At 66.2% G+C, this 23,961-nt stretch carries 26 protein-coding genes; 4 read left to right on the forward strand and 22 right to left on the reverse strand.

What is annotated here, in order from left to right:
* Window positions 1–88 precede the first annotated feature (88 nt).
* Window positions 89–646 (forward strand): elongation factor P, encoded by a 558-nt coding sequence (gene efp / locus HWX03_RS11090; protein WP_006476487.1) that lies wholly within the window; start codon window positions 89–91, stop codon window positions 644–646.
* A gap of 267 nt (window positions 647–913) precedes the next feature.
* Window positions 914–2,299, forward strand: a complete 1,386-nt coding sequence (locus tag HWX03_RS11095) for a sigma-54 dependent transcriptional regulator (protein ID WP_175871276.1) — start codon at window positions 914–916, stop codon at window positions 2,297–2,299.
* A 171-nt stretch (window positions 2,300–2,470) separates the two neighbouring features.
* Here the strand turns inward: HWX03_RS11095 and nagZ are convergent, their stop codons facing one another.
* The 22 genes from nagZ to HWX03_RS11205 form a co-directional block, all read right to left on the reverse strand.
* Complete coding sequence (gene nagZ, locus HWX03_RS11100; protein ID WP_175871277.1) at window positions 2,471–3,499, reverse strand: beta-N-acetylhexosaminidase; 1,029 nt, start codon at window positions 3,497–3,499, stop codon at window positions 2,471–2,473.
* A 17-nt stretch (window positions 3,500–3,516) separates the two neighbouring features.
* On the reverse strand, window positions 3,517–3,951 hold the full coding sequence (gene acpS, locus HWX03_RS11105) for a holo-ACP synthase (protein WP_175871278.1): 435 nt from the start codon (window positions 3,949–3,951) through the stop codon (window positions 3,517–3,519).
* Between the two features lie 81 nt (window positions 3,952–4,032).
* Complete coding sequence (gene pdxJ / locus HWX03_RS11110) at window positions 4,033–4,809, reverse strand: pyridoxine 5'-phosphate synthase (RefSeq protein WP_174432390.1); 777 nt, start codon at window positions 4,807–4,809, stop codon at window positions 4,033–4,035.
* The gene (gene recO, locus HWX03_RS11115) at window positions 4,806–5,642 is read right to left on the reverse strand and encodes a DNA repair protein RecO (protein WP_006476492.1); all 837 of its coding nucleotides are present in this window, start codon (window positions 5,640–5,642) and stop codon (window positions 4,806–4,808) included. Before recO ends, pdxJ begins: the two co-directional genes overlap by 4 nt.
* Window positions 5,629–6,528 carry a GTPase Era gene (era, locus tag HWX03_RS11120; RefSeq protein WP_174390355.1) on the reverse strand — a complete coding sequence of 300 codons (900 nt, stop codon included), beginning with the start codon at window positions 6,526–6,528 and terminating at the stop codon, window positions 5,629–5,631. Before era ends, recO begins: the two co-directional genes overlap by 14 nt.
* Window positions 6,529–6,588: 60 nt before the next feature.
* Entirely contained in the window at window positions 6,589–7,830 is a 1,242-nt protein-coding gene (gene rnc, locus HWX03_RS11125) for a ribonuclease III (RefSeq protein ID WP_175871614.1), read from the reverse strand.
* A 154-nt stretch (window positions 7,831–7,984) separates the two neighbouring features.
* On the reverse strand, window positions 7,985–8,878 hold the full coding sequence (gene lepB / locus HWX03_RS11130) for a signal peptidase I (protein ID WP_174432388.1): 894 nt from the start codon (window positions 8,876–8,878) through the stop codon (window positions 7,985–7,987).
* Window positions 8,879–8,894: 16 nt separating this feature from the next.
* A complete protein-coding gene (gene lepA / locus HWX03_RS11135) occupies window positions 8,895–10,688 on the reverse strand; it encodes a translation elongation factor 4 (RefSeq protein ID WP_174432387.1) in 1,794 nt (597 codons plus the stop codon).
* Between the two features lie 202 nt (window positions 10,689–10,890).
* Window positions 10,891–11,127 carry a glutaredoxin family protein gene (locus HWX03_RS11140; RefSeq protein WP_152855350.1) on the reverse strand — a complete coding sequence of 79 codons (237 nt, stop codon included), beginning with the start codon at window positions 11,125–11,127 and terminating at the stop codon, window positions 10,891–10,893.
* A gap of 7 nt (window positions 11,128–11,134) precedes the next feature.
* Complete coding sequence (locus tag HWX03_RS11145) at window positions 11,135–12,631, reverse strand: DegQ family serine endoprotease (protein WP_175820254.1); 1,497 nt, start codon at window positions 12,629–12,631, stop codon at window positions 11,135–11,137.
* A gap of 16 nt (window positions 12,632–12,647) precedes the next feature.
* Window positions 12,648–13,700 carry a MucB/RseB C-terminal domain-containing protein gene (locus HWX03_RS11150; protein WP_175871279.1) on the reverse strand — a complete coding sequence of 351 codons (1,053 nt, stop codon included), beginning with the start codon at window positions 13,698–13,700 and terminating at the stop codon, window positions 12,648–12,650.
* 5 nt (window positions 13,701–13,705) lie between these two features.
* The gene (locus HWX03_RS11155; protein ID WP_174390361.1) at window positions 13,706–14,323 is read right to left on the reverse strand and encodes an RseA family anti-sigma factor; all 618 of its coding nucleotides are present in this window, start codon (window positions 14,321–14,323) and stop codon (window positions 13,706–13,708) included.
* A gap of 86 nt (window positions 14,324–14,409) precedes the next feature.
* Entirely contained in the window at window positions 14,410–15,009 is a 600-nt protein-coding gene (rpoE, locus tag HWX03_RS11160) for an RNA polymerase sigma factor RpoE (protein WP_006490873.1), read from the reverse strand.
* 91 nt (window positions 15,010–15,100) lie between these two features.
* Window positions 15,101–15,565: a hypothetical protein gene (locus HWX03_RS11165; RefSeq protein WP_175871280.1), complete on the reverse strand. Its 465-nt coding sequence runs from the start codon at window positions 15,563–15,565 to the stop codon at window positions 15,101–15,103.
* 11 nt (window positions 15,566–15,576) lie between these two features.
* Window positions 15,577–16,809: a beta-ketoacyl-ACP synthase II gene (fabF, locus tag HWX03_RS11170; protein ID WP_174432382.1), complete on the reverse strand. Its 1,233-nt coding sequence runs from the start codon at window positions 16,807–16,809 to the stop codon at window positions 15,577–15,579.
* 164 nt (window positions 16,810–16,973) lie between these two features.
* Window positions 16,974–17,213, reverse strand: coding sequence for an acyl carrier protein (gene acpP / locus HWX03_RS11175; RefSeq protein WP_004197638.1), 240 nt, complete (start codon window positions 17,211–17,213; stop codon window positions 16,974–16,976).
* Window positions 17,214–17,357: 144 nt separating this feature from the next.
* Complete coding sequence (fabG, locus tag HWX03_RS11180) at window positions 17,358–18,107, reverse strand: 3-oxoacyl-ACP reductase FabG (RefSeq protein ID WP_006476504.1); 750 nt, start codon at window positions 18,105–18,107, stop codon at window positions 17,358–17,360.
* 36 nt (window positions 18,108–18,143) lie between these two features.
* A complete protein-coding gene (fabD, locus tag HWX03_RS11185) occupies window positions 18,144–19,076 on the reverse strand; it encodes an ACP S-malonyltransferase (protein WP_175871281.1) in 933 nt (310 codons plus the stop codon).
* An 84-nt stretch (window positions 19,077–19,160) separates the two neighbouring features.
* Complete coding sequence (locus HWX03_RS11190) at window positions 19,161–20,150, reverse strand: beta-ketoacyl-ACP synthase III (protein ID WP_175871282.1); 990 nt, start codon at window positions 20,148–20,150, stop codon at window positions 19,161–19,163.
* Window positions 20,151–21,257 carry a phosphate acyltransferase PlsX gene (gene plsX, locus HWX03_RS11195; RefSeq protein WP_175871283.1) on the reverse strand — a complete coding sequence of 369 codons (1,107 nt, stop codon included), beginning with the start codon at window positions 21,255–21,257 and terminating at the stop codon, window positions 20,151–20,153.
* Between the two features lie 129 nt (window positions 21,258–21,386).
* Window positions 21,387–21,566 carry a 50S ribosomal protein L32 gene (gene rpmF, locus HWX03_RS11200; protein ID WP_114176500.1) on the reverse strand — a complete coding sequence of 60 codons (180 nt, stop codon included), beginning with the start codon at window positions 21,564–21,566 and terminating at the stop codon, window positions 21,387–21,389.
* A gap of 98 nt (window positions 21,567–21,664) precedes the next feature.
* The gene (locus tag HWX03_RS11205; RefSeq protein ID WP_175820261.1) at window positions 21,665–22,300 is read right to left on the reverse strand and encodes a DUF177 domain-containing protein; all 636 of its coding nucleotides are present in this window, start codon (window positions 22,298–22,300) and stop codon (window positions 21,665–21,667) included.
* 231 nt (window positions 22,301–22,531) lie between these two features.
* Here HWX03_RS11205 and HWX03_RS11210 point away from each other — a divergent pair, with 231 nt between their 5' ends.
* The gene (locus HWX03_RS11210) at window positions 22,532–23,164 is read left to right on the forward strand and encodes a Maf-like protein (RefSeq protein ID WP_175871284.1); all 633 of its coding nucleotides are present in this window, start codon (window positions 22,532–22,534) and stop codon (window positions 23,162–23,164) included.
* Window positions 23,161–23,883, forward strand: coding sequence for an SAM-dependent methyltransferase (locus HWX03_RS11215; protein ID WP_174390368.1), 723 nt, complete (start codon window positions 23,161–23,163; stop codon window positions 23,881–23,883). Before HWX03_RS11210 ends, HWX03_RS11215 begins: the two co-directional genes overlap by 4 nt.
* The last annotated feature ends 78 nt before the right edge of the window (window positions 23,884–23,961 follow it).

A 23,961-nucleotide genomic window follows, 5' to 3' on the forward strand; every position in this document is an offset into this window, starting at 1 on the left:
CGCCCACCGGAACGCCCCGCCGCTTGCGCCGTCAGCCGTTGCGCAACGCTCAGGCACCTATTTATTTGATTGGATCAGGACAGTTTTTATGAAGACCGCACAGGAACTCCGCGTAGGCAACGTCGTGCAGATCGGCAGCGAAGCATGGGTCATCGCAAAGGCGGAATACAACAAGTCGGGCCGTAACTCCGCCGTCGTCAAGATGAAGATGAAGAACCTGCTGTCCAACGCAGGCCAGGAATCGGTCTACAAGGCGGACGACAAGTTCGAGGTCGTCGTGCTCGACCGCAAGGAAGTGACGTACTCGTACTTCGCCGACCCGATGTACGTGTTCATGGACGCCGACTACAACCAGTACGAAGTCGAAGCCGAAATGATGGGCGAAGCACTGAACTACCTCGAAGACGGCATGGCTTGCGAAGTCGTGTTCTACAACGAGAAGGCCATCTCGGTCGAACTGCCGACGGTCCTCGTTCGCGAAATCACCTACACGGAACCGGCCGTCAAGGGCGACACGTCGTCGGGCAAGGTGCTGAAGAACGCGAAGCTGGCGACCGGCTTCGAACTGCAAGTGCCGCTGTTCTGCAACACCGGCGACAAGATCGAAATCGATACGCGCACGAACGAATACCGCAGCCGCGCGTAATCGTCAGCGATACCCGCATCGAACAAAGCGCCCTTTGGGGCGCTTTTTGTTTGTCTGGCGCCAACAGCTGCCACAAGCCGGAGCCATAAGCAGCACAAAAGCCACCGGTAAAGATATTCAATTTGTATCATCGGTAACTGTTTTATAGCGCCGGAGAAATAATGCGCGTGACGCGTTCGGCGGGGCATAAAATCAATCTTTAATCCGACATGCGGCTGCGGCCCGCTGGCCGACAGCCCGCCTCTCTTGACTCGACTCGCGTCCACCATGCCACACGCCCTGATTGTCGAAGACGATCCCAACAGCCTGTCAGGCCTCACCGCACTGCTCGCCGCAGACGGCTTCTCGGTCGACACGGCCACGTCGCTCGCCGAAGCGCGCACGGCGCTCGGTCGCTCGATTCCCGACGTCGTGCTCGTCGACCTGAACCTGCCGGACGGCAGCGGGTTCGACCTGCTCCAGCACCTGCCGCAGCAGCAGCCGAACGGCTCGCTGCCGGTGATCGTGCTGACGGGCAACGCGACGGTCGAGAGCGCGATCGAGGGCCTGCGCCACGGCATCTGGGACTACCTGCTGAAGCCGATCAACATTCCGCGCCTGCGCAGCCTGCTCGCGCGGATCCCCCGCCCGTACGAGCTGATCGACGAAGTGCAATCGCTGCGTGCGTCGCTGCGCCATCTCGGCCGCTTCGGCGCGCTGGTCGGCCGCAGCGACGCGATGCAGCACGTGTACGACATGATCGAGCACAACGCCCGCACCGAAACGGCCGTGCTGTTCTCGGGCGAAGCCGGCACCGGCAAGAAGCTGGCGGCGCGCACGCTGCACGAGTTGAGCCGGCGCCGCAAGGGGCCGTTCGTCTCGTTCGACTGCCGCATGCTCACGCAGGCCGGCCGGCACGGCGCGTCGCTCGACAGCGTGCTGTTCGGCCATGAACGCGGCGCGTTCGACGGCGCCGAGCGCCGCGAATCGGGCCTGTTCGAGCAGGCCGGCGGCGGCACGCTGTTCCTCGACGAAATCACCGCGCTGCCGCTCGTGCTCCAGGAAGCGCTGCTGCACGCGCTCGATTCGCAGAACTTCATGCGGATCGGCGGCACGAGCTCGATCACCAGCGATTTCCGGCTGATCGCGGCCACGCGCCGCCCGGCGCGCGAAGCGGTGGCGAACGGCACGCTGCGCGAGGATCTGTGGCTGCGCCTCGACGCGGCGGCGATCACGATGCCGCCGCTGCGCGAGCGCGACGGCGATGCGCTCGCGATCGCGGACGCGCAGATCGACGAACTGAACCGCGAAGCGCGCGCGACCGGCCGCAGCACGACCGACAAGCGCGCGGCGCCGGGCTTCGTGCGCGAGTGCCTGTCCTACGAATGGCCGGGCAACGTGCGCGAACTGCAGGAACGCGTGCGCTTCGCGTACGACGCGTCGGGCGACTTCATCGAGACGCTGCGGGCGGGCGAAGCCAGCTTCTCCGCCGGCGCCGCGCTCAACGGCAGCAGCGTGCAGATCAAGGTCGGCACCCCGCTGTCCGACGTCGAGGATCTGCTGATCCGCGCAACGCTCGACGCGGTCGGCGGTACGCGCCACCGCGCGGCGACGCTGCTCGGCATCAGCCCGAAGACGCTGTACAACAAGCTGCAACGGATGAAGGTGAACTGAGCGGACGGCGCCTGAATACGGGCGCTGGTCGGATCTGACCGTTAGTTGCGCCTAAGCCCGTTCCGGCGACTGTCCGAATCGGGCTGTCGCGACCCGTAAAAAAGCCGCGCGACTGCGCGGCTTTTCGTTTGGGGCGACCGGAACGGCGCGGCTCGCGCCATCCCTGCCCGCTTACGCCAGCGCGCTGCTCAACAGCGCCTGCGCCTGCAGATACTCGGGCTGCACGATCAGCTTGTCCCACTTGAGCGCCTTGCCGCGCGCGCGCATCCGCTTGATGCGCCGCACCGACTCGGCCGAGGCCCGCGCCTTCAGTCCGTTCAGCACGACTTCGGCCGCGTCCGGCTGGTTGCAGACGAGCACCATGTCGCAACCGGCGGCGAGCGCGGCATCGGCTGCCTGCGTGAGCGTGCCGCCTTCGCGGGCGGCCTCCATCGACAGGTCGTCGCTGAAGATCGCCCCCGTGAAGCCGAGCTTGCCGCGCAGGATGTCCTGCAGCCACACGCGCGAGAACCCGGCCGGCCGCTTGTCGACCTGCGTGTAGATCACGTGCGCCGGAATCACCGCGGACAGCGACAGCCCGAGCCAGTCGTACGGCGCGACATCCTGCGTGAGGATCGCATCGAGCGTGCGGTCGTCGGTCGGCAGCGCGACGTGCGAATCGGCCTCCGCGAAGCCGTGCCCGGGGAAATGCTTGCCGCAGTTCGCCATGCCGGCGAGCGACAGCCCGTGGTTCAGGCTCTTCGCGAGCAGCGTGACGACGCGCGGGTCGCGATGGAACGCACGATCGCCGATCACCTTCGAGTGCCCGTAGTCGAGATCGAGCACGGGCGTGAAGCTCATGTCGATCCCGCACGCGCGCAATTCGGCAGCCAGGAGGTAGCCGACGGCAGTCGCGACCTTCGTCGCGAGCAGCACGTCGCGATCCCACAGTTCGCCGAGGCGGCGCATCGCGGGCAGCACCGTGAAGCCGTCGGTGCGGAACCGCTGCACGCGCCCGCCTTCGTGATCGACGGCGATCAGGATGTCTTCGCGCACCGCGCGGATCGAGTCGGTCAGCGCGGTCAGTTGCGCACGATTCTGGAAGTGCCGCGCGAACAGGATCACGCCGCCGGTATTCGGATGCGCGAGGCGCCGCGCATCGTCGCGCGACAGGGTCGTGCCGACGACGTCGAGCATGACCGGGCCGGGAGTCGTTTTCATCAGAATCGGGAATTCCGTCAGGAGGAGGTTCGGGAAACAGGGGCAGGAGCCGGCGTGGCGTCCGTTTCGGCGACCACGAACGACACCGCGTAGTCGCGTTCGTCGCTGACCGTCACGCGCGCCGTGATGCCGCGCGCGGCCAGCCAGTCGGCCAACTCGCCCGATGCGACCACGTACGGCTCGCCGCTTGGATGGTTGAGCGTCTGCAGCGCGCGCCACGTCATCGGCCAGTGCATGCCGAGCCCGATCGCCTTCGAGAACGCTTCCTTCGCGGAGAAGCGCGTCGCGAGAAACGCGATGCCGCGCGCCTCGGAGCGGGCGCGGCGGGCGTGGAACACGCGCAGTTCGTCGGGGCCGAGCACCTTCTCGGCGAACCGGCCGCCCGTGCGTTCGAGCACGGCCGCGACGCGGCTCACCTGCGCGATGTCGGTACCGATACCGTAGATCGCCATGTCAGTCTCCGCCGCGGTGGCCCGGCGAGGCCGGGTCAAGCGCGTCGCAAACGGCGTGCGGGGCGCGGCGGCCTCGCATCGTCAGCGCGCGCCGCCGTGCAGCGCGGCGACGCGTGCGGCGACCATGATCGCCTTCATCTCGCGCACCGCGTTGTCCCAGCCCGCGAAGATCGCATGCGCGACGATCGCGTGGCCGATGTTCAGCTCGACGATGCCGTCGATCGCGGCGATCTGCTGCACGTTCGTGTAGTGCAGCCCGTGGCCCGCATTGACCTTCAGGCCAAGCCGCGCGCCGGCCTGCACGCCCGCGACGATACGCTCGTATTCGCGCTGCTGCGCCGCTTCGTCGTGCGCTTCGGCGTAGCGGCCCGTATGCAGCTCGATCACCGGTGCGCCCGCTTCGTGCGCGGCGCGGATCTGCGTATCGTCCGGGTCGATGAACAGCGACACGCGCACGCCCACGTCGGCGAGCTGCTTGCACGCCGCGCGCACGGCCTCGAAGTGGCCGGCGACATCGAGACCGCCTTCGGTCGTCAGTTCCTCGCGCTTCTCCGGCACGAGGCACGCATCGTGCGGACGCACTTCGCAGGCGATGTCGAGCATCTCGGCCGTCACCGCGCATTCGAGGTTCATGCGCGTCTTCAGCAGCGGGCGCAGCTCGCGCACGTCGGCGTCGACGATGTGACGACGATCCTCGCGCAAATGCAGCGTGATCGCATCCGCGCCCGCCTCTTCGGCGGCGAGCGCCGCGCGGATCGGATCGGGATAGCGCGTGCCGCGCGCATTGCGCAGCGTCGCGACGTGGTCGATGTTCACGCCGAGATCGATGGCGGTGGGCGTTGTCAGGAAGAAGCTCATAGGTTTTGCAGGTCGATCAGGATCTGACGCGTGGCGAGCGGCGTACCGCCGAGATAGGTGTTCAGCAGGAAGCGCATCAGCGTCTTGCTCTGCGCAACCGTCTGGGCTCGATGGTAATCGTCCTGCTCCATGTCGAGCAACGTCTGCCCGGTGATGACCGGCCAGTGCGACGGCACGTCGTCGTCCGCATTGCGCACACCGCGCTCGGGATCGAACACGTAGCGGCGCTCGGGCTCGACCGCGCGGCGCGCGACCGTGCGGTTCAGCGCCATCGCATAGCCGGTCTCGCGCAGCAGCACGCGCTCGAACGAGCGCAGCACCTGCACGGCAGGTTCGCCATGCGCGAGGCGCGTGAGGGTCAGCACGTAATGATTGAACAGCGGCGGCTGGGGATCCTCGCGCGCGCAGAATTTCACGAGCAGCTCGTTTGCGTAGAAACCGCACAACAGTCCGTCGCCGCCGAGCGGCAGCATCCCGCCGACCCACTCGGCGCCCGTCAGCGTGCGCACCTCGGATTTGCCGGACCAGGACAGCAGCAGCGGCTGGAAAGTCTGCAATACGCCGCGCAACGCCGAGTGCGGGCGCTTCGCGCCCTTCGCGACGAGCGCGAGCCGGCCGTGGTCGCGCGTCAGCACGTCGACGATCAGGCTCGTTTCCCGATACGGATAGCTGTGCAGCACGAACGCCGGCTGCTCGGCGACGCGGAAATCGGACGTGCGAGACGTCGCGCGCCGCGCCTTGCGCGGCGGTTCGGGCGGTGCCGGCAACGGCGCGTCGTTCGCGCCGGCGGTCACCGCGTCTTCGGTCGACGTCAGCGCGTCATTCGTACCCATAGGCACGCAGCCCCGCCTCGTTGTCGGCCCAGCCGCTCTTCACCTTCACGAAGGTCTCGAGGTACACGGGGCCGTCGAACAGCTTCTCCATGTCCATCCGCGCCTCGGTGCTGATCTGCTTGAGCTTCTCGCCCTTCTTGCCGATCACCATCGCCTTGTGCGTATCGCGCTCGACGAGGATCGTCGCGAAGATGCGCTTCAGGCGGCCCTCCTCCTCGAACTTGTCGATCAGCACGGTGCTCGTATACGGCAGTTCGTCGCCGGTCCAGCGGAATACCTTCTCGCGCAGGATCTCGGCCGCGAGAAAGCGCGAGCTGCGGTCGGTCAGTTCGTCCTCGCCGTAGATCGGCTCGCCTTCAGGCAGGTACGGCTTGATCGTGTCCAGCAGGCGCTTGATGTCTTCCGGCCGCTGCGCCGACAGCGGCACGAGTTCGGTGAATTCGCGCAGTCCGCTCATCTTCTGCATGAACGGGAACAGCGACGCCTTGTCGGTCACGCGGTCGATCTTGTTCGCGATCAGCAGCGTCGGCATGCCGGGCGGGATCAGGTCGAGCACCTTCTGGTCGTCGGGCCCGAAGCGGCCGGCCTCGATCACGAACAGGATCACGTCGACCGACGTCAGCGTCGACGTGACCGCGCGGTTCAGCGAACGGTTCAGCGCGGTGCTGTGACGGGTCTGGAAGCCCGGCGTGTCGACGAACACGAATTGCGCGTCGTCGAACGTGTTGATGCCGGTGATGCGGTGGCGGGTCGTCTGCGCCTTGCGCGACGTGATGCTGATCTTCTGGCCGACGAGTGCGTTCATCAACGTCGACTTGCCGACGTTCGGGCGGCCCACGATCGCGATCATGCCGCAACGGAAACCGGTAGGAGCGGGAGTGTTCATATCGTTTGGGAGACAGGTTCGGAAACGGCCGCGCGGCGCGCGGCACGATCGATGGGCAATTCAGTGGTCGGCATCGGCCACGCGCGCCTGCGCGGCAGCAAGGCTCGCGCCGCCAGGCGGCGTCTCGGCGTCGGGTGCCTCGGCATCGCGTGCGCGCGCCGGCGTGCGCGCGGCGGCGTCGGCACTCGCGGAAGACTTGTCGGCCGACGACGATGCCGGATCGGCTGCGTGGCCGGCCGGCTTGTCGGCTACGCGCGGCGCGGCCTCGGCAGGCTTTTCCACAGGCTTTTCCGCGGCCTTGTCGGGCCGTTCGGCCGGTTTGTCGGCAACCTTGTCGGTCGCCGGCTTCGCCGCCCGCTCGCCCTTGTCCGTGGCCGGCTCGACATGCGCCGCACGGATCGCGGCCATCGGCGCGACAGCCGGCTCAGCGCCCGTCGCCGCAGCCGCGGCGGTTGCAGCCGGCACCGCGCCGGCCACCCTGGCCTCGCGCGCCGCCGCACGTTCCTTCCGCTCCGGCGAGCGCAGGTCGAGCGCTTCCTGCACGCCCTTCACGCCCGGCACGATCTCGGGTTCGACATGCTTGGACCCGCGCGCGTTTTTCGAGCGCTTCGGCTTCGCGGCCAGCATCGGCGCGGCCGCCATCACTTCGTCGAGCGCCTTCTTCGCGGCGGCCTGCTCGGCCGCGCGCCGGCTCGCGCCGGAGCCCGATACCTTGACGTCCAGCTTCGGCACCGTGCATTCGACCTCGAACTGCTGATTGTGCGCCGCGCCATGCGTCGCGACGACCGTATAGGTCGGCAGCGCGATCTTGTGCCCCTGCAGGTATTCCTGCAGCAGCGTCTTCGCGTCCTTGCCGAGCGTGCGCGGATCGATGTGGTCGAGAATCGGGATATAGAGGCGCTTGATGACCCCTTGGGCGGCTTCGAAGCCGCCATCGAGGAACACGGCCCCGATGATGGCTTCGAACGCGTCCGCGAGGATCGACGGCCGACGGAACCCGCCGCTGCGCAGTTCGCCCTCGCCCAGCCGCAGGCCGTCCGAGATATTCAGGGCCTGAGCAATTTCGTACAGCGACTGCTGTTTGACGAGGTTGGCGCGGACGCGCGACAGGTCACCTTCGTCCAGCTTGCTGAAACGCTGGAACAAAAGGGCGGCCACCGCGCAATTCAGAACGGAATCGCCGAGAAACTCGAGCCGTTCGTTGTGCGTGGCACTGTGACTGCGATGGGTCAAAGCCTGGCGCAACAATTCCGCATTGCGAAATTCGTAGCGCAGCCGGCTTTCCAACTGGGATGAGGGCATGTGCAGGAGTATAACGCGGGCGCCCGGTCGGGCCGAAACGGCACGGCCGGACACGAAAAGGCGCGACGAGGCGGTGTTACCGCCGGTTCTTAAAGTAGTTCGGCAATACGCGACGCGGCCCGTGCGTCGCGTATTGCGTGTGAATCGAATGCGGTCAGTTGAAGGAACCGATGCGCTTCAGGTCGCTGAAGTTCATCCAGATGAAGAACGCGCGGCCGACGATGTTCTGGTCCGGCACGAAACCCCAGTAGCGGCTGTCCGCGCTGTTGTCGCGGTTGTCGCCCATCATGAAGTAGTGACCGGGCGGCACCTTGCAGATCACGCCGCGGCTGTTGTACGTGCAGTTGTCGCGATACGGATAGTCGTAGGCGCCCATCACGAACGGCGGCACGGCCGGGTTGTTGAGGATCGCGTTCTTCTTGTTGCCGATCGTTTCCTCGAACTGCTTCGCGTAATTCTGGCGCTCGTCGTCGAAGAAATCGGGCAGCGGCGTTTCGGGCACCGGCTGGCCGTTGATCGTGAGTTGCTTGTCCTGGTATGCGACCGTGTCGCCCGGCAGGCCGATCACGCGCTTGATGTAGTCGACCGACTCGTCCTTCGGATAGCGGAACACGACGACGTCGCCGCGCGACAGCGGGCTGCCCTGCGTGATCTTCGTGTTCGTGACCGGCAGGCGCAGCCCGTATTCGAACTTGTTGACGAGGATGAAATCGCCGACGAGCAGCGTCGGCACCATCGAGCCCGAGGGAATCTTGAACGGCTCGACGACGAACGAACGCACGACGAACACGGCCAGGATCACCGGGAAGAAGCTCGCCGTGTACTCGAGCCACCACGGCTGGCGCAGCTTTTCGTCACGCAGCTTCGAACGCGTCTGCGTCGCGTTTTCGTCCGCGAAACGCTTGTCGATGCGCGACTGCTGGCGATCGAACTCCTCGATCGCCACGTCGGCCGCCTTGCGTCGCCGCGGCAGGAACACCAGTTTGTCCAGCACCCACGCTACGCCCGTCACGACGACGAGCACAAAAAGAATCAGCGCAAAATTCATAAAAGGATCAGTCCTGTTATTTGTCTTCGACGCGCAAGATCGCGAGGAACGCCTCCTGCGGGATCTCGACCGACCCCACCTGCTTCATGCGTTTCTTGCCTGCTTTCTGCTTTTCGAGCAGTTTCTTCTTGCGCGTGATGTCGCCGCCATAACACTTCGCCAGCACGTTCTTGCGCAGCGCCTTGATGTTCTCGCGGGCGATGATGTGTGCGCCGATCGTAGCCTGGATCGCCACGTCGTACATCTGGCGCGGAATGATCTCGCGCATCTTCGATGCCACTTCGCGGCCGCGGTACTGCGATTGCGACCGGTGGACGATCACCGACAGCGCGTCGACCTTGTCGCCATTGATCAGCATGTCGACCTTCACGACGTCCGCCGACCGGTATTCCTTGAACTCGTAATCCATCGACGCGTAACCGCGCGACACCGACTTCAGGCGGTCGAAGAAATCGAGCACGATCTCGGCCATCGGGATCTCGTAGGTCAGCTGCACCTGGCGGCCGTGATACTGCATGTTGATCTGCGAGCCGCGCTTCTGCGTACACAGCGTGATCACCGAGCCGACGTAGTCCTGCGGCATGTAGAGATTCACCGTGACGATCGGCTCGCGGATCTCCTCGATCTTCGGCGGTTCCGGCATCTTCGCGGGATTCTCGACCATCAAGAGCGAGCCGTCGCTCATCAGGACCTCGTAGACCACGGTCGGTGCCGTGGTAATGAGGTCCATGTCGAATTCGCGTTCGAGACGCTCCTGCACGATCTCCATATGCAGGAGACCCAGGAAGCCGCATCGGAACCCGAAGCCGAGCGCCTGCGACACTTCCGGCTCGTACTGCAGCGACGCGTCGTTGAGCTTCAGCTTCTCGAGCGATTCGCGCAGCGCGTCGTACTGGTTCGCTTCCACCGGATAGAGCCCGGCGAACACCTGCGGCTTCACTTCCTTGAAGCCCGGCAACGCTTCCGCCGCCGGCTTGGCCGTAAGCGTGACGGTGTCGCCGACCTTCGCGGCCGTCAGTTCCTTGATGCCCGCGATGATGAAGCCCACCTGCCCGGCCGACAGCGAGTCGAGATTGCGCGACTTCGGCGTGAACACACCGACGTGCTCGACCGGATACTGCGCGCCGGTCGCCATCATCTTGATCTTGTCCTTCGGACGCAGCGTGCCGTTGACGATGCGCACGAGCATCACGACGCCGACGTAGTTGTCGAACCACGAATCGATGATGAGCGCCTGCAGCGGCGCGTCGGGATCGCCCTTCGGCGCCGGCACCTTCGCGATCAGCGCCTCGAGCACGTCTTCGACGCCGAGGCCCGTCTTCGCGCTGCAGCGCGTCGCGTCGGTCGCGTCGATGCCGATCACGTCCTCGATCTCCTCGATCGCGTTCTCGGGGTTCGCGGCCGGCAGGTCGATCTTGTTCAGCACGGGCACGACTTCGACGCCGAGCTCGATCGCCGTGTAGCAGTTCGCGACCGTCTGCGCCTCGACGCCCTGGCTCGCGTCGACGACCAGCAGCGCGCCTTCACATGCGGACAGCGAACGGCTGACCTCGTACGAGAAGTCGACGTGCCCCGGCGTATCGATCAGGTTCAGGTTGTAGACCTTGCCGTCGCGCGCGCGGTAGGACAGCGCGGCCGTCTGCGCCTTGATCGTGATGCCGCGCTCGCGCTCGATATCCATCGAGTCGAGCACCTGCGCTTCCATTTCACGGTCGGCGAGGCCGCCGCATACCTGGATGATGCGATCCGCGAGCGTCGACTTGCCATGGTCGATGTGGGCGATGATCGAGAAATTGCGAATATGATCCATTCAGTGCCGATCAAGCGAAAAAGGCGCGCTCGACGACTGCTGAGCACGCCTTGTGTAAGTCGGTGAAAAAACAGCCTATTTTAGCCGAAAAGGCCTTCCCCGGGCGGTATTTCGGACGCCGGGCCGCGCGGTGCCCGGCCGGGGCGCCTGCCGGGCCGAACCCCGTGCAGAGAAAGCGGCACCGGCCGGCAGCAGGCCGGGCTCAGCGCCGGGCCGCGAGCGCGTCGCGCACCCGCGCATCGTCGAACCGGTGGCGGCACACTTCCGCGCCGTCCAGCAGCAGCACGGGCACGTCCTCGTCGTAACGCGCGACGAGCGCCGCATCGGTGTCGATGTCGACGTAGTCGACCGCGACGCCGAATTCGGCCGCCACCGGCGCCAGTGCGTCGCGCATGTCGTCGCACAGGTGGCACCAGCCGCGGCCGTAGAGCGTGAACATCGGCGCGTTACTTCTGGCGCGGCCGCACGGGCACGAACTGCGTGTTGTCGCCGCGCCGCACGAGCACCGCGACCGCCTTCTGCGGATCGAGCTGCGCGGTCACGTCGGCGAACTGCTTCGCGTTCGTGATGTCGGTGTCGCCCACACGCAGCACGATGTCGCCGCGCTGCAGGCCCGCACGGGCGGCCGGGCCGTCGACGCCGTCGATCTGCACGCCGTTCTTCAGCTTCAGCGTCTTCATCTGCTCCGCCGTCAGGTCGCTGACCGTCAGGCCGAGCGAATTGGTCTGGCGCGGCTTCTGCGGCGCGTTCTTGCGCTGCTCGGCCTTCGCCGTCGACTCGACCGGCGTCTCGGCGATCGTGATCGGCAGATCGCGTGCCTGACCCTTGCGCCACACGCTGACCGTCGCCTTCGTGCCGGGCTTCGTGTCGCCGACCATGCGCGGCAGGTCCGACGCCGCATCGACCGGACGGCCGTTGAACTTCAGGATAATGTCGCCCGGCTGGATGCCGGCCTTGTCGGCCGGGCCGCCCGGCTCGACGCTGCTGACGAGCGCGCCTTCGGCCTTCGGCAACCCGATCGAGTCGGCCACGTCCTTCGTCACCTCGCCGATCGCCACCGCGATCCGGCCGCGCGTGACCTTGCCCGTCGCCTTCAGCTGGTCGGCCACGCGCATCGCCTCGTCGATCGGAATCGCGAACGAAATGCCCATGAAGCCGCCGGTCCGGCTGTAGATCTGCGAGTTGATGCCGATCACCTCGCCCTGCATGTTGATCAGCGGGCCGCCCGAGTTGCCGGGGTTCACGGCGACGTCGGTCTGGATGAACGGCAGGTAGTCGCCCGTGTTGCGGCTCTTCGAGCTGACGATGCCGGCCGTGACCGTGTTGTCGAGGCCGAACGGCGAACCGATCGCGACGACCCACTCGCCGACGCGCACCTTGTTCGAATCGCCGATCGCGACGACCGGCAGGTTCGACGCCTGGATCTTGACGACCGCGACGTCCGTGCGGTCGTCGACGCCGATCAGCTTCGCCTTGAATTCGCGCTTGTCGGTCAGCGTCACGTAGATGGTGTCCGCATCGTCGACGACGTGCGCATTGGTCATCACGTAACCGTCGGCCGACACGATGAAGCCCGAGCCGACGCCGCGGTTCTGCTCGGTGTCGGGCGAATTGTCCGGCGCCGGCGCGTTCTTCGGGTTGCTGCCGTTGCCGCCGCCGTTGCCGGGCGCCTGCGGCAGCGGAATGCCGAAGAAGCGCCGGAAGAATTCCGACATGTCGCCGTTGTCGAAGCCGGGCGGGAGCATCCCGCGCGGGCCGCTCGTCGGCACGTTGGCGGTAGTCCGGATGTTCACGACGGCCGGGCCGACCTTTTCGACCAGATCGGCAAAGTCGGGCAGGCTGGCAGCGGGAGCCGTCACTGCGAACGCGGTATGCGGCACGACCGGCAGGCAGGCAGACAGCGCCGCCGCCGCGAGCCATTTGCGCAGCGTGAGTTTCATCATGTCGGAAGCCGTAGCGTTACTTGGAAGCCTTGTATTCTATGGCAGACGCGAACTGCTGCAACGTCGCCGGCGGCACTTCGCCGAGCACGGTGATCCAGTAGTCGCCGCGGCGCTTCACGAGAACGTGCGTCGCACCGGTGCTGCCCGCGCCTTCCTTGCGCGTGTTCTTTTCGGCCGGCTCGATGAAAACCGAGATCGTCGCGAGGCCGTCGGTGAACACGGCCTGATCGACCGGGATCGGCGGATCGCCCGCATCGCGCGCGGCCATCGGCCGGCGCACTTCACGAATCTTCTGGAAGCCGGCGACGCTCGGCGCGAGCTGCCAGCCCTGCGCTTCCATGTCGACAGTCGCGACCGGCGGGCGCACGACCGTCCAGCCGTTCAGGTTGCGCATGCCGGCTGCAATCGCGGCCTTGTCGCCGCTTGCGCCGCCCGTCTGCAATTGCGAGAACGCGATCTGCTCGAGCACGTGATCGTTCGCATCGAGCGTCTGCGAACGCAGCAGCAGCCCGGTGCGCGCGTCGGCCCACAGCTTGTACGTGAAACGGTACGCATCCTTCGGCACGAGTTCGACGACCTGCGCGTCGATCCCGGCCACGCGGTCCTTGCCGAGCAACTTCGCATCGTAGACGGACATCACGTGCTCGCCGCTCGCGCCGAGCAGCGCGGGGAACGAGTCGCGCGTCTGACGGCGCTCGACCACGCACAGCTTGCGCTCGGGCACGAACGTATACAGCTCGTCGTTGTGCCGCAGCAGCTTGCGCGGCTTGCCGTCGAGCGTCTCGATCCGCTCGAACTCGCCGTCGCGGGACGACACGTGCGCGATGCGCGACGACTGCACATACCCGCCGCGCTGGTAGACGAACGTACCTTCGTAGCTCTGCTGCTGCGCGGCCTGCTGGACACGGTCGAGCCAGTCCGCGGCGCCCTTGCGGGTCGCGACGGGATCGTCCGGTTGCTGGGCGCTGGCAGGAATGGATTGAACGGACAACAGGGCGGCTGCGCAAAGCAGGAGGGCCGGCAGCCGCTTCCATCCGGAGATGGCGTGATTCAACTGCAATGTCCGCATCGGGTTTATTGGCCTGGCGTGGTGGTCACGGCAGCGCGGATCAGCGGCATCGAACCCGTGACGACGGGCTGCTGGGCGAATTGCTGGTGCGCTTCAAGGTATTGGTCGAGGCTGGCGTCGCGAATGATGTTGACGTCCTGCAGGCCCGGCTGGGCCGATGCCTGCGCAACCGTCACGCGCTGCAGGTTGCCGTTCTGCGGCGCGCCCACCGATGCGACCTGGACGGCGCCCGGGGCACCGGCCGTCTGCATCTGCGGGACGACGATCCACGTCAGCGTGGCGGCCGCGGCGGCCACCGCGAACGCGGGCACGACGCGGCGGCGCAGCGACAGCAGCTTGCGCGCGACCGGCGCGGCCGCCGGTGCCAGCAGATGCGGCTCGCTTTCGAGCGCAGCCGACATGCGCGCGGTGAACGCGACGCTCAGCGCGGGCGGCAGCGCGAGCTCGTCCGAGCGCAGCGCATCGCCGATCAGGTGGTAATGGGCCCACACGGCGCGATCCGCGCGGTCGAGCTCAGCCAGAAACTGCCCGTGATCCGGGCCATCGAACATTTCGCCGTCGACCAGCGCGGAAAGGCGCTCGCCGCGCGAGCACGCTTGCGATTGCGTATTGACCGACCCCATGATGCTCCCCATCTTGCACACCCCGTCGTGACTTCACGACTCTATCCGTAACTAGACCCCGACCCGCGTCGTTCCGCCCATCGCGCTTACCAGCGCTTGCCTTCGGGCGTATCGAGCAGCGGACGCAATTTGGCAGCGATTGCCTCGCGTGCACGGAAGATCCGCGACCGGACCGTCCCGATCGGACAGCCCATCATTTCCGCGATCTCTTCGTAGCTCAGGCCCTCGATCTCGCGCAGCGTGATTGCCTGGCGCAGTTCTTCGGGCAGCAGAGCCATTGCAGCGTTGACCGTCTCGGCAATCTGCTTGCTCATCAACATCGATTCAGGCGTGTTGATATCCCTTAGTTGGTCTGCGTCGGAGAAAGTTTCCGCTTCCTCCGCATCGGCCTCGGTCGAGGTCGGCGCCCGGCGGCCTTGCGTCGCAAGGTAGTTCTTCGCCGTGTTGACGGCAATTCGGTACAACCACGTATAGAACGCCGATTCGCCGCGGAATTGCGGCAGCGCACGATACGCCTTGATGAACGCGTCCTGGGCCACATCCTCGACCTCGGCGGGATCCCGCACGAGGCGCGAGATCAGCCGAATGATCTTGCGGTGGTATTTGGAGACCAGGAGTTCGAACGCCGCCTTGTCGCCCTTCTGTACGCGCTCGACCAGAGCCTGATCGATTTCTTTTTCACTCACCTGACAAATCCGTTAACTAGGGATGCAACGCGGAGCGTTATTGTAGCGTTCCGGCGCCGGCCGCTGGTTACGGCCCGTAACCGAGCCGCCCTCATGCCCGCCCCGCCGCCCCGGCCGTTCTCGCCAGCACCGACAGCGCGCTGAACGACGCGGCGTCGAGCGCGTCGGCCGGAATCAGCAGCGGCCGGGCCCGCCGGGCGCCCTGCCCGACCGACAGCACCAGCAGCAGGCTGCTCCAGTGCGCATGGCCCGTCACGCGGCCACGGGCCAGCAACCGCCCGGTGCGGCCAAACGCCGCAATCTCCCCGAAGGCATCGATCCGCAGCTCGGCCGGCAGCCGGCGGGCGCAGGCCCGCGCCGCCCATATGGCCAGCAGTGCCGCCGTCGCGGCCGACACGCCTGCGCCGGCGGCAGCGCCCGCGCGCGGCGCCCAGAACAGGTACGCCGACGCGGCAGCCGACGCGACGAACGCGGCCAGCACGAGATACGACACGGCCGAGGCCCGCAACGCAAAGCGCTGCGGACGCCCGGCCGGAGCATCGAATGGACTCGTCAAGCGATTCGACGTCAGACGCGCTTGAACACCAGCGTGCCGTTGGTACCGCCGAAGCCGAAGTTGTTCTTCACGGCCACGTCGATCTTCATGTCACGCGCGGTGTTCGCGCAGTAATCGAGATCGCACTCGGGGTCCTGGTTGAAGATGTTGATGGTCGGCGGCGACACGTTGTTGTGCAGCGCCAGCACCGTGAACACCGACTCGAGGCCGCCCGCGCCACCCAGCAGGTGGCCCGTCATCGACTTCGTCGAGTTGACCACCATCTTGTACGCGTGCTCGCCGAAGGCCGCCTTCACCGCGTCGGACTCGTTCTTGTCGCCCAGCGGCGTCGACGTGCCATGCGCGTTCAGGTACTGCACCTCGTCGGCATTCACGCCGGCGTCGCGCAGTGCCGCGACCATGCAGCGGCGCGGGCCGTCCATGTTCGGCGCGGTCATGTGGTACGCGTCGCCCGTCATGCCGAAGCCCGAGACTTCCGCGTAGATCTTCGCGCCACGCGCCTTCGCCGCCTCGTACTCTTCGAGCACCATCACACCCGAGCCCTCGCCCAGCACGAAGCCGTCGCGATCCTTGTCCCACGGACGCGACGCGGTAGCCGGATCGTCGTTGCGGGTCGACAGCGCGCGCGCTGCGGCGAAACCGCCGATGCCGAGCGGCGACACCGTCGATTCGGCGCCGCCCGCGACCATCACGTCGGCGTCGCCGGCCTGGATCAGGCGCGCGGCGAGGCCGATGCTGTGCAGGCCGGTCGTGCAGGCCGTCACGGCCGCAAGGTTCGGGCCCTTCAGGCCGAACATGATGCTCAGGTGACCCGAGATCATGTTGATGATCGAACCCGGCACGAAGAACGGCGAAATCCGGCGCGCGCCGCGATCGACGTAGGTCTGGTGCGTATCTTCGATCATCGGCAGGCCGCCGATGCCGGAGCCGACCAGCACGCCGATGCGTTCCGCATTGGCTTCGGTCACTTCCAGTCCGCTGTCCCTGACGGCCTGGATGCCGGCGGCGATGCCGTAATGGATGAACGTATCCATGTTCCGGGCTTCCTTCGCCGGGATGTACTCCTCGGCGCTGAAACCCTTCACTTCGCCCGCGAAATGGCAGGCGAGGTTCGACGCATCGAACTTCGTGACGGTGGCGATACCGGACTTGCCGGCGACGAGATTGGCCCAGCCGTCGGCAACATTATTGCCAACAGGCGAAATCAGCCCCAGGCCTGTAACGACAACACGACGGCGGCTCACGGTAACCTCTTTTCCATTATTGGATGACAAAAACAAAAGCCACAGTGGCCACAGGAACCAGCCCTGCGAGCCCTGTGGCTGTTAGTCCGTCCGGCGCGAAGCCGGCAGGATGGCGCGTCAATCGCGAAGATCGCGGCGACGTGGCGGACAAGCGCGAAAGGCGCTTACGCCTTGACGTTTGCGCGAGCGTAGTCGATCGCTTGCTGAACGGTCGTGATCTTCTCCGCTTCTTCGTCCGGGATTTCCATGCCGAACTCGTCTTCGAGCGCCATCACCAGTTCGACCGTGTCGAGCGAGTCCGCGCCCAGGTCGTTCACGAACGAAGCTTCGTTCTTGATCTCGGCTTCCGCGACGCCCAGTTGTTCAGCGACGATCTTCTTGACACGTTGTTCGATGTTGTCCATTACCCCTCCGAGGGAAAGTTCAGATTTACAAGTGCGCGCATTTTATCAGGTTTGCTGACGCCAAAACGCGCGTTGGCTTGATGGTCGATCAAGCGCCGATCCGCCTGAAAAACGGGATACGGCGCGGATGGTAAACGAAAACCGTTACGACATGTACATGCCGCCGTTCACGTGCAGCGTCGTGCCGGTGATGTAACCGGCCTGCGGCGATGCGAGGAACGCGACGGCGTGGGCGATGTCCTCCGGGCTGCCGAGGCGGCCGAGCGGAATCTGGGTCTTGAGCGCGGCCTGCTGTTCTTCCGGCAGCGTCTTCGTCATGTCGGTGTCGATGAAGCCCGGCGCGACGCAGTTCACGGTGATGCCGCGGCTGCCGATTTCACGCGCGAGCGCACGCGTCATGCCCGCGACGCCGGCCTTCGCGGCCGCGTAGTTGACCTGACCCGGATTGCCGGCCGAGCCGACCACCGACGTGATGTTGATGATACGGCCGCCGCGCGCCTTCATCATCGGGCGCAGCACCGCACGCGACAGGCGGAACACCGACTTCAGGTTGGTGTCGATCACCGCGTCCCAGTCCTCGTCCTTCATCCGCATCGCGAGCTGGTCCTGCGTGATGCCCGCGTTGTTGACGAGCACGTTCAGCGCGCCGAATTCCTTCACGGTCGCATCGATCAGCGCCTCGGCGGCTGCCGCGTCGTTGACGTTCAGCACCGCGCCGCGGCCCGTGACGCCCGCCTCCGCGAACGCCGCGGTGATCGCGGCGGCGCCCGATTCGCTCGTCGCCGTGCCGATCACCGTCGCGCCCAGGCGCGCGAGTTCGAGCGCGATCGAACGGCCGATGCCGCGCGACGCGCCGGTCACGATCGCAACCTGTTTATCGAGAGTCTTGTCCATGAATCGATTATCCGTTGCTTGGGAAAAGGCGCCGCGTCAGGCGGTCGCGAGCTTGAGCACTTCGTCGAGCGAAGCCGGATCGAACACCAACGCACCCGTCAGGTTGCCGTCGATGCGCTTCGTCAGGCCGGCGAGCACCTTGCCCGGGCCGCATTCGATCACGTGCGTGACGCCCGTGCCCGCGATGTGCCGCACGCACTCGACCCAGCGCACCGGGCCCGCGGCCTGGCGCACCAGCGCATCCTTGATCGCGGCCGGATCGCTGACCACGGCGACGTCGATGTTGTTGACGACCGGAATCTGCGGCGCCTTCACGTCGACGTTCGAGAGATAGTCGCGCAGCTGATCCGACGCCGGCTTGAGCAGCGACGAATGGAACGGCGCCGACACCGGCAGCGGCAGCGCGCGCTTCGCGCCCTTCGCCTTCGCGATTTCGCATGCCTTTTCGACCGCGGCCTTGCTGCCTGCGATCACGACCTGCGCAGGCGCATTGAAGTTCACCGCTTCGACGACGCCCGCTTCCGCGGCTTCGGCGCACACCGCGCGCACCGTGTCGTCGTCGAGGCCCAGGATCGCGGCCATGCCGCCCTGGCCGACCGGCACGGCCGTCTGCATCGCCTGCGCGCGAAAGCGCACGAGCGGCACCGCGTCCTTGAACGCGAGCGCGCCGGCCGCGACGAGCGCCGTGTATTCACCGAGGCTGTGGCCGGCGACGATCGACGGCGCCGGGCCGCCTGCCTGCTGCCATGCGCGGTAACACGCGTACGCTGCGGTCAGCATCACGGGCTGCGTGTTGGTGGTCAGGTTCAGCTCTTCGGCCGGACCTTCGGCGATCAGCTTGCCGAGATCCTGATTGAGTGCATCGGACGCTTCCTGGAGCGTCTCGCGCACGACGGCCAGATCGGCGAATGCGTTGAGCATGCCGATCGCCTGCGAGCCCTGCCCCGGAAAAACGAATGCAAATTTCATATCGTCCCCAATTGAATCGATTCGGACGGCGCGCACGAACGGCGCGCCGACGGGATCCGCGCGCGGCTTGTCGCGCGCCGCGGATCAGAAGCGGAAGACCGACGCGCCCCAGGTGAAGCCGCCGCCGACGCCTTCGATCAGCACGTGCTGGCCACGCTGGATGCGACCGTCGCGCACCGCGGCGTCGAGCGCCAGCGGAATCGACGCGGCCGACGTGTTGCCGTGTTGGTCGACCGTCACGACCATGCGCTCCTGCGGCAGGCCGAGCTTGCGGCAGGTGCTGGTCATGATGCGGATGTTGGCCTGGTGCGGAATCAGCCAGTCGATTTGCTCGGGCGCGAGATTCGCCTTCGCGAGCGCTTCGATCGCGACCTTTTCGAGCACGTTGACCGCGAGCTTGAACACGGCCTGCCCGTCCATATGCAGGAACGCGCTGCCGTCGATCACACCGCGATTGACGTTGCCCGGCGTGCACAGGATGTTCGAGTAGCTGCCGTCCGCGTGCAGCGCGCTGCCGAGCACGCCCGGCTCTTCCGATGCGGACAGGATCACCGCGCCCGCGCCGTCGCCGAACAGCACGCAGGTCGTGCGGTCCTTGAAGTCGAGAATGCGCGAGAAGGTCTCCGCGCCGACGATCAGCGCCGTGCGGTGCTGGCCGCTGCGGATGAAGCTGTCGGCCGTCGCCATCGCGTACGCGAAGCCCGAGCACACCGCCTGCACGTCGAATGCCGCGCCGCCGTTCTTGATGCCGAGCTTGTTCTGCAGCAGGCACGCGGTGCTCGGGAACACGAAATCGGGGGTCGAAGTCGCGACGATGATCAGGTCGATCGACTGCGGATCGATACCGGCCATTTCAATCGCACGACGCGACGCCTCGTGCGCGAGATCGCTCGTCGTGACGTCGGGTGCGGCGAAATGGCGCGCATGGATGCCCGTGCGCGCCACGATCCATTCATCGCTCGTCTCGATGCCTTCCTTCGCAAGACGATCGGTCAACTGCTGGTTCGTGACGCGGTCGGGCGGCAGGTAGCTGCCCGTGCCGAGCACGCGGGAATAGAGAGTCGATTGGGCCATTTAAGCTTTAGAGGATTGCGCAGCGGAAGGTTCGGCGTGATGGCCTGCGGCCGGGCCTGCATGGCCCGCGCCGCCCGCGTCGTGCTCGCCATCGCCGAGCGATACTGAATTATCCGCCATCGCGCGCGCGAGGCGCTCCAGCACCCCGTTTTTGACGGCATCATACCCGCGTTTGATCGCCCACTCAAACGCGTAGGCGTCGGCCGAACCGTGACTCTTGATCACGAGGCTCTTCAGCCCAAGCAGCGCCGCGCCGTTGTACTGGCGGTGGTCGACGCGCTTCTTGAAACGCATCAGCACGGGCAGCGCGAGCAGCGCCATCAGCTTCGACATCAGCGAACGGCCGAACTCCTCGCGGATGATGTCCGACAGCATCTGCGCGAGCCCTTCGGACGTCTTCAGCGCGACGTTGCCGACGAAGCCGTCGCAGACGATCACGTCGACGGTGCCCTTGTAGATGTCGTTGCCTTCCACGTTGCCGCGGAAATTGAGCGTGCTGGCGCGCAGCAGCTCGCCTGCGCGCTTGATCGTCTCGTTGCCCTTGATGACCTCTTCGCCGATGTTCAAGAGGCCGATCGTCGGGCGCTCCTTGCCTTCGAGCGCGGCCACGAGCGCGTGCCCCATCTCCGCGAACTGCAGCAGGTGCTGCGGTTCGCAGTCGACGTTCGCGCCGAGGTCCAGCATCATCGTGTAGCCGGTCGGGTTCGGCAGCGCGAACGCGATCGCGGGCCGCTCGATGCCGGGCAGCGTCTTGAGCACGTAACGGGAAACGGCCATCAGCGCGCCGGTATTGCCGGCGGAAATGCAGGCCTGCGCCGCGCCTTCCTTGACGTGGTTGAGCGCGACGCGCATCGAAGAATCCTTCTTCTTGCGCAGCGCCACTTCGACAGGGTCGTCCATCGCCACGACTTCGGTGGCGGGCACGATGGTCAACGCGGGATCGTCGAGGGCTTTCAGCTTCTTCAGCTGAGCGCGAATCGCGCTTTCGATGCCGACGAGCATCAGGTGCGCATCGGGATGCGCGCGGACGAACTTGACTGCCGCGGGAACGGTCACGGACGGGCCGTGGTCGCCTCCCATGCAATCGATTGTGAGCTTTACGGTCATGGAATGCGACGAATTTCAGGCACAAAAAAGCGGCAGTTGAATGCCGCCTTTTTGTTGCGCCAGGAAAGTGTCAAGCGAACCAGTTGTCACGCGAACGGCGAGCGTAGCGCGCAACGCGTGACTTGACGCTTAGTCGTTCTTCGTCTTGACGACTTTCTTGCCGCGATAGTAGCCGTTCGGGCTGACGTGGTGACGCAGATGCACTTCACCCGTGCTCGGCTCGACTGCCAGCGGCGTGGTCGTCAGAAAATCGTGCGAACGATGCATGCCGCGCTTCGACGGCGACTTCTTGTTTTGCTGGACTGCCATGACTAACTCCTAAATAATTTTCCGGATTCTAACACAGCCCGATCCGGCGCTTAACTACCCTGGCCCAAAGCCCTTACGCCTTCCCGCGCCACAACTGCTTAGTGTTTCTTGGTGCCGTCACCGTCCTTCTTCAACGCTTGCAGCGCTGCGAACGGATTCGGCCGTTTGCCTTCGTCCCCGGCTTCGCCGGACTCCTCGTCCGCCTCTTCCACGGGACCGCTCGCGCCCGACACGAGGCTTTCGTGAACTGCCGGGCAAACCTCGTGCTTGGGCACGAGCGGCAACGAAAGCAGCAATTCCTCTTCGATCAAGTCGACGAGATCGAACTGGCGTGAGCCCACGATCACATCGGCTTCATCGTCGTCGAGCGGAAATTCCTCGGCTTCTTCTTCGGTCGCGACGACCCGGTACGTCATGTCGACGTCGAACGTCTGGTCGTACGGCGTCATGCAGCGCTGGCACGTGAGCCACGCATGGCCGTGCACCGCGAGGCGCAGATACGGCTGCTGCCCGTCGGCGCCGTCGTCCTGCAACTCCTTCTGCGTGAACCCTTCCGCCTGCCACGTGAAGACCGTGTCGCGATCCGGCACGTCCGTCGGCACTTCGTTTAACATGCGCGGCAGTTGCGAGAGGTGCACCGCCCCGGCTGCCTGCCGCCCGCTGCGGGCGAACTCGAACAGGTCGACCGCGTGCGGATCGAGGGCCGCCGCAGGTTTGCCAGAAGAAGTGTTCATGTGCGCTCCTGCCTACAGGCTGACTTGCGGGATCCGGCTTGGCACCGCTCGCGTACGGCTCATCGAAGGATGACGTACTTTACTTCCGAAGACCCGGCAGGCGCCACCACCACGGAAGCCTGCCGACGAAAAGCGGGAAAGCATACCTGTTTTACCTTTTGCGGTCAATCACTTAAGCTTGCGTCCGCGCAACGCCGCGCCACACCTGACGACTCACCGATCCAACCGACCATGCCGGATACCGTTTGCCGCCCGCCGCGGCTGATTCTTGCCTCCAGTTCCCGCTACCGCCGCGCGCTCCTCGAGCGCCTCGGCGTACCGTTCGACGTCATGTCGCCCGACCTCGACGAAACCCCGCTCGCCGGCGAAACGCCGGCCGCGACCGCGCTGCGTCTCGCCGACGCGAAGGCGCGCGCCGTGGCCGCGACGATCGACGCGCCGGACGGCGTGCTCGTGATCGGGTCGGACCAGGTCGCGACCTTCGACGGGCACCAGATCGGCAAGCCCGGCACGCATGAGCGCGCGCTCGCGCAACTCATGTCGATGCAGGGCCGCGAAGTCGAATTCCACAGCGCGCTCTGCCTGTACGACAGCCGCACCGACGAAGCGCAGGTCGAGGACATCGTCACGCACGTGCGCTTCCGTTCGCTGCCCGAGGCCGAACTCGACGCCTACCTGCGCGCGGAAACGCCGTACGACGTGGCCGGCAGCGCGAAGTCCGAAGGGCTCGGCATCGCGCTGCTCGACGCGATCGACTCGGACGACCCGACCGCGCTCGTCGGCCTGCCGCTGATCGCCCTCACGCGGATGCTGCGCGCCGCCGACTACCCGTTGTTTGCCATCACCCGAGGAGACCGCGCATGACCGCCGGCACGCTTTACCTTGTTCCGAACACGCTCGGCGAAGGCGACGAATCGATGCTCGCCGCCGTACTGCCCGCCGCCGTGCAGGCGCGCGCCGGCACGCTCGGCTATTACATCGGCGAGAACGCGAAAACGACCCGCGCGTTTCTGAAGAAGATCGGCACGACGCGCCCGATCCAGGAAATCGAGATCAGCGAGCTGAACGTCAATACGCCGGCCGGCGCCATCGACCGGCTGCTCGCGCCCGTGCTGGCCGGCGCGGACGCCGGCCTCGTGTCGGAGGCCGGCTGCCCGGCCGTCGCCGACCCCGGTGCGCTGCTGGTGCGCCGCGCGCACGAGCGCGGCGTGAAGGTCGTGCCGCTCGTCGGGCCGAGTTCGATCCTGCTCGCGCTGATGGCGTCGGGCCTGAACGGCCAGAGTTTCGCGTTCAACGGCTACCTGCCGGTCGATGCGGCCGCGCGCGCGAAACGCCTGCGCGAACTCGAGCAACTGTCGCGCAAGGCGCGCCAGACGCAGATCTTCATCGAAACGCCGTACCGGAATCACGCGATGCTCGACACGCTGGTCGCGACCTGCGCGCCGTCGACGCAGATCTGCGTCGCGGCCGACCTGACCCTCGCGACCGAGACGATCGCGAGCCGCACGGTGGCGGACTGGAAAAAGGCGCCTGCGCCGAATCTGCAGAAGCGCCCCGCGATCTTCCTGCTGCTCGCGAACTGATGCCGCGACCGGCGATCGGCTCTAACTGATGAAAGTGAAAGGCGGGCCATCGCGGCCCGCCGGTTGGCACCGTCAGCC

It is taken from the genome of Burkholderia sp. BCC0397, assembly GCF_902832865.1.
Classification (GTDB): Bacteria; Pseudomonadota; Gammaproteobacteria; order Burkholderiales; family Burkholderiaceae; genus Burkholderia.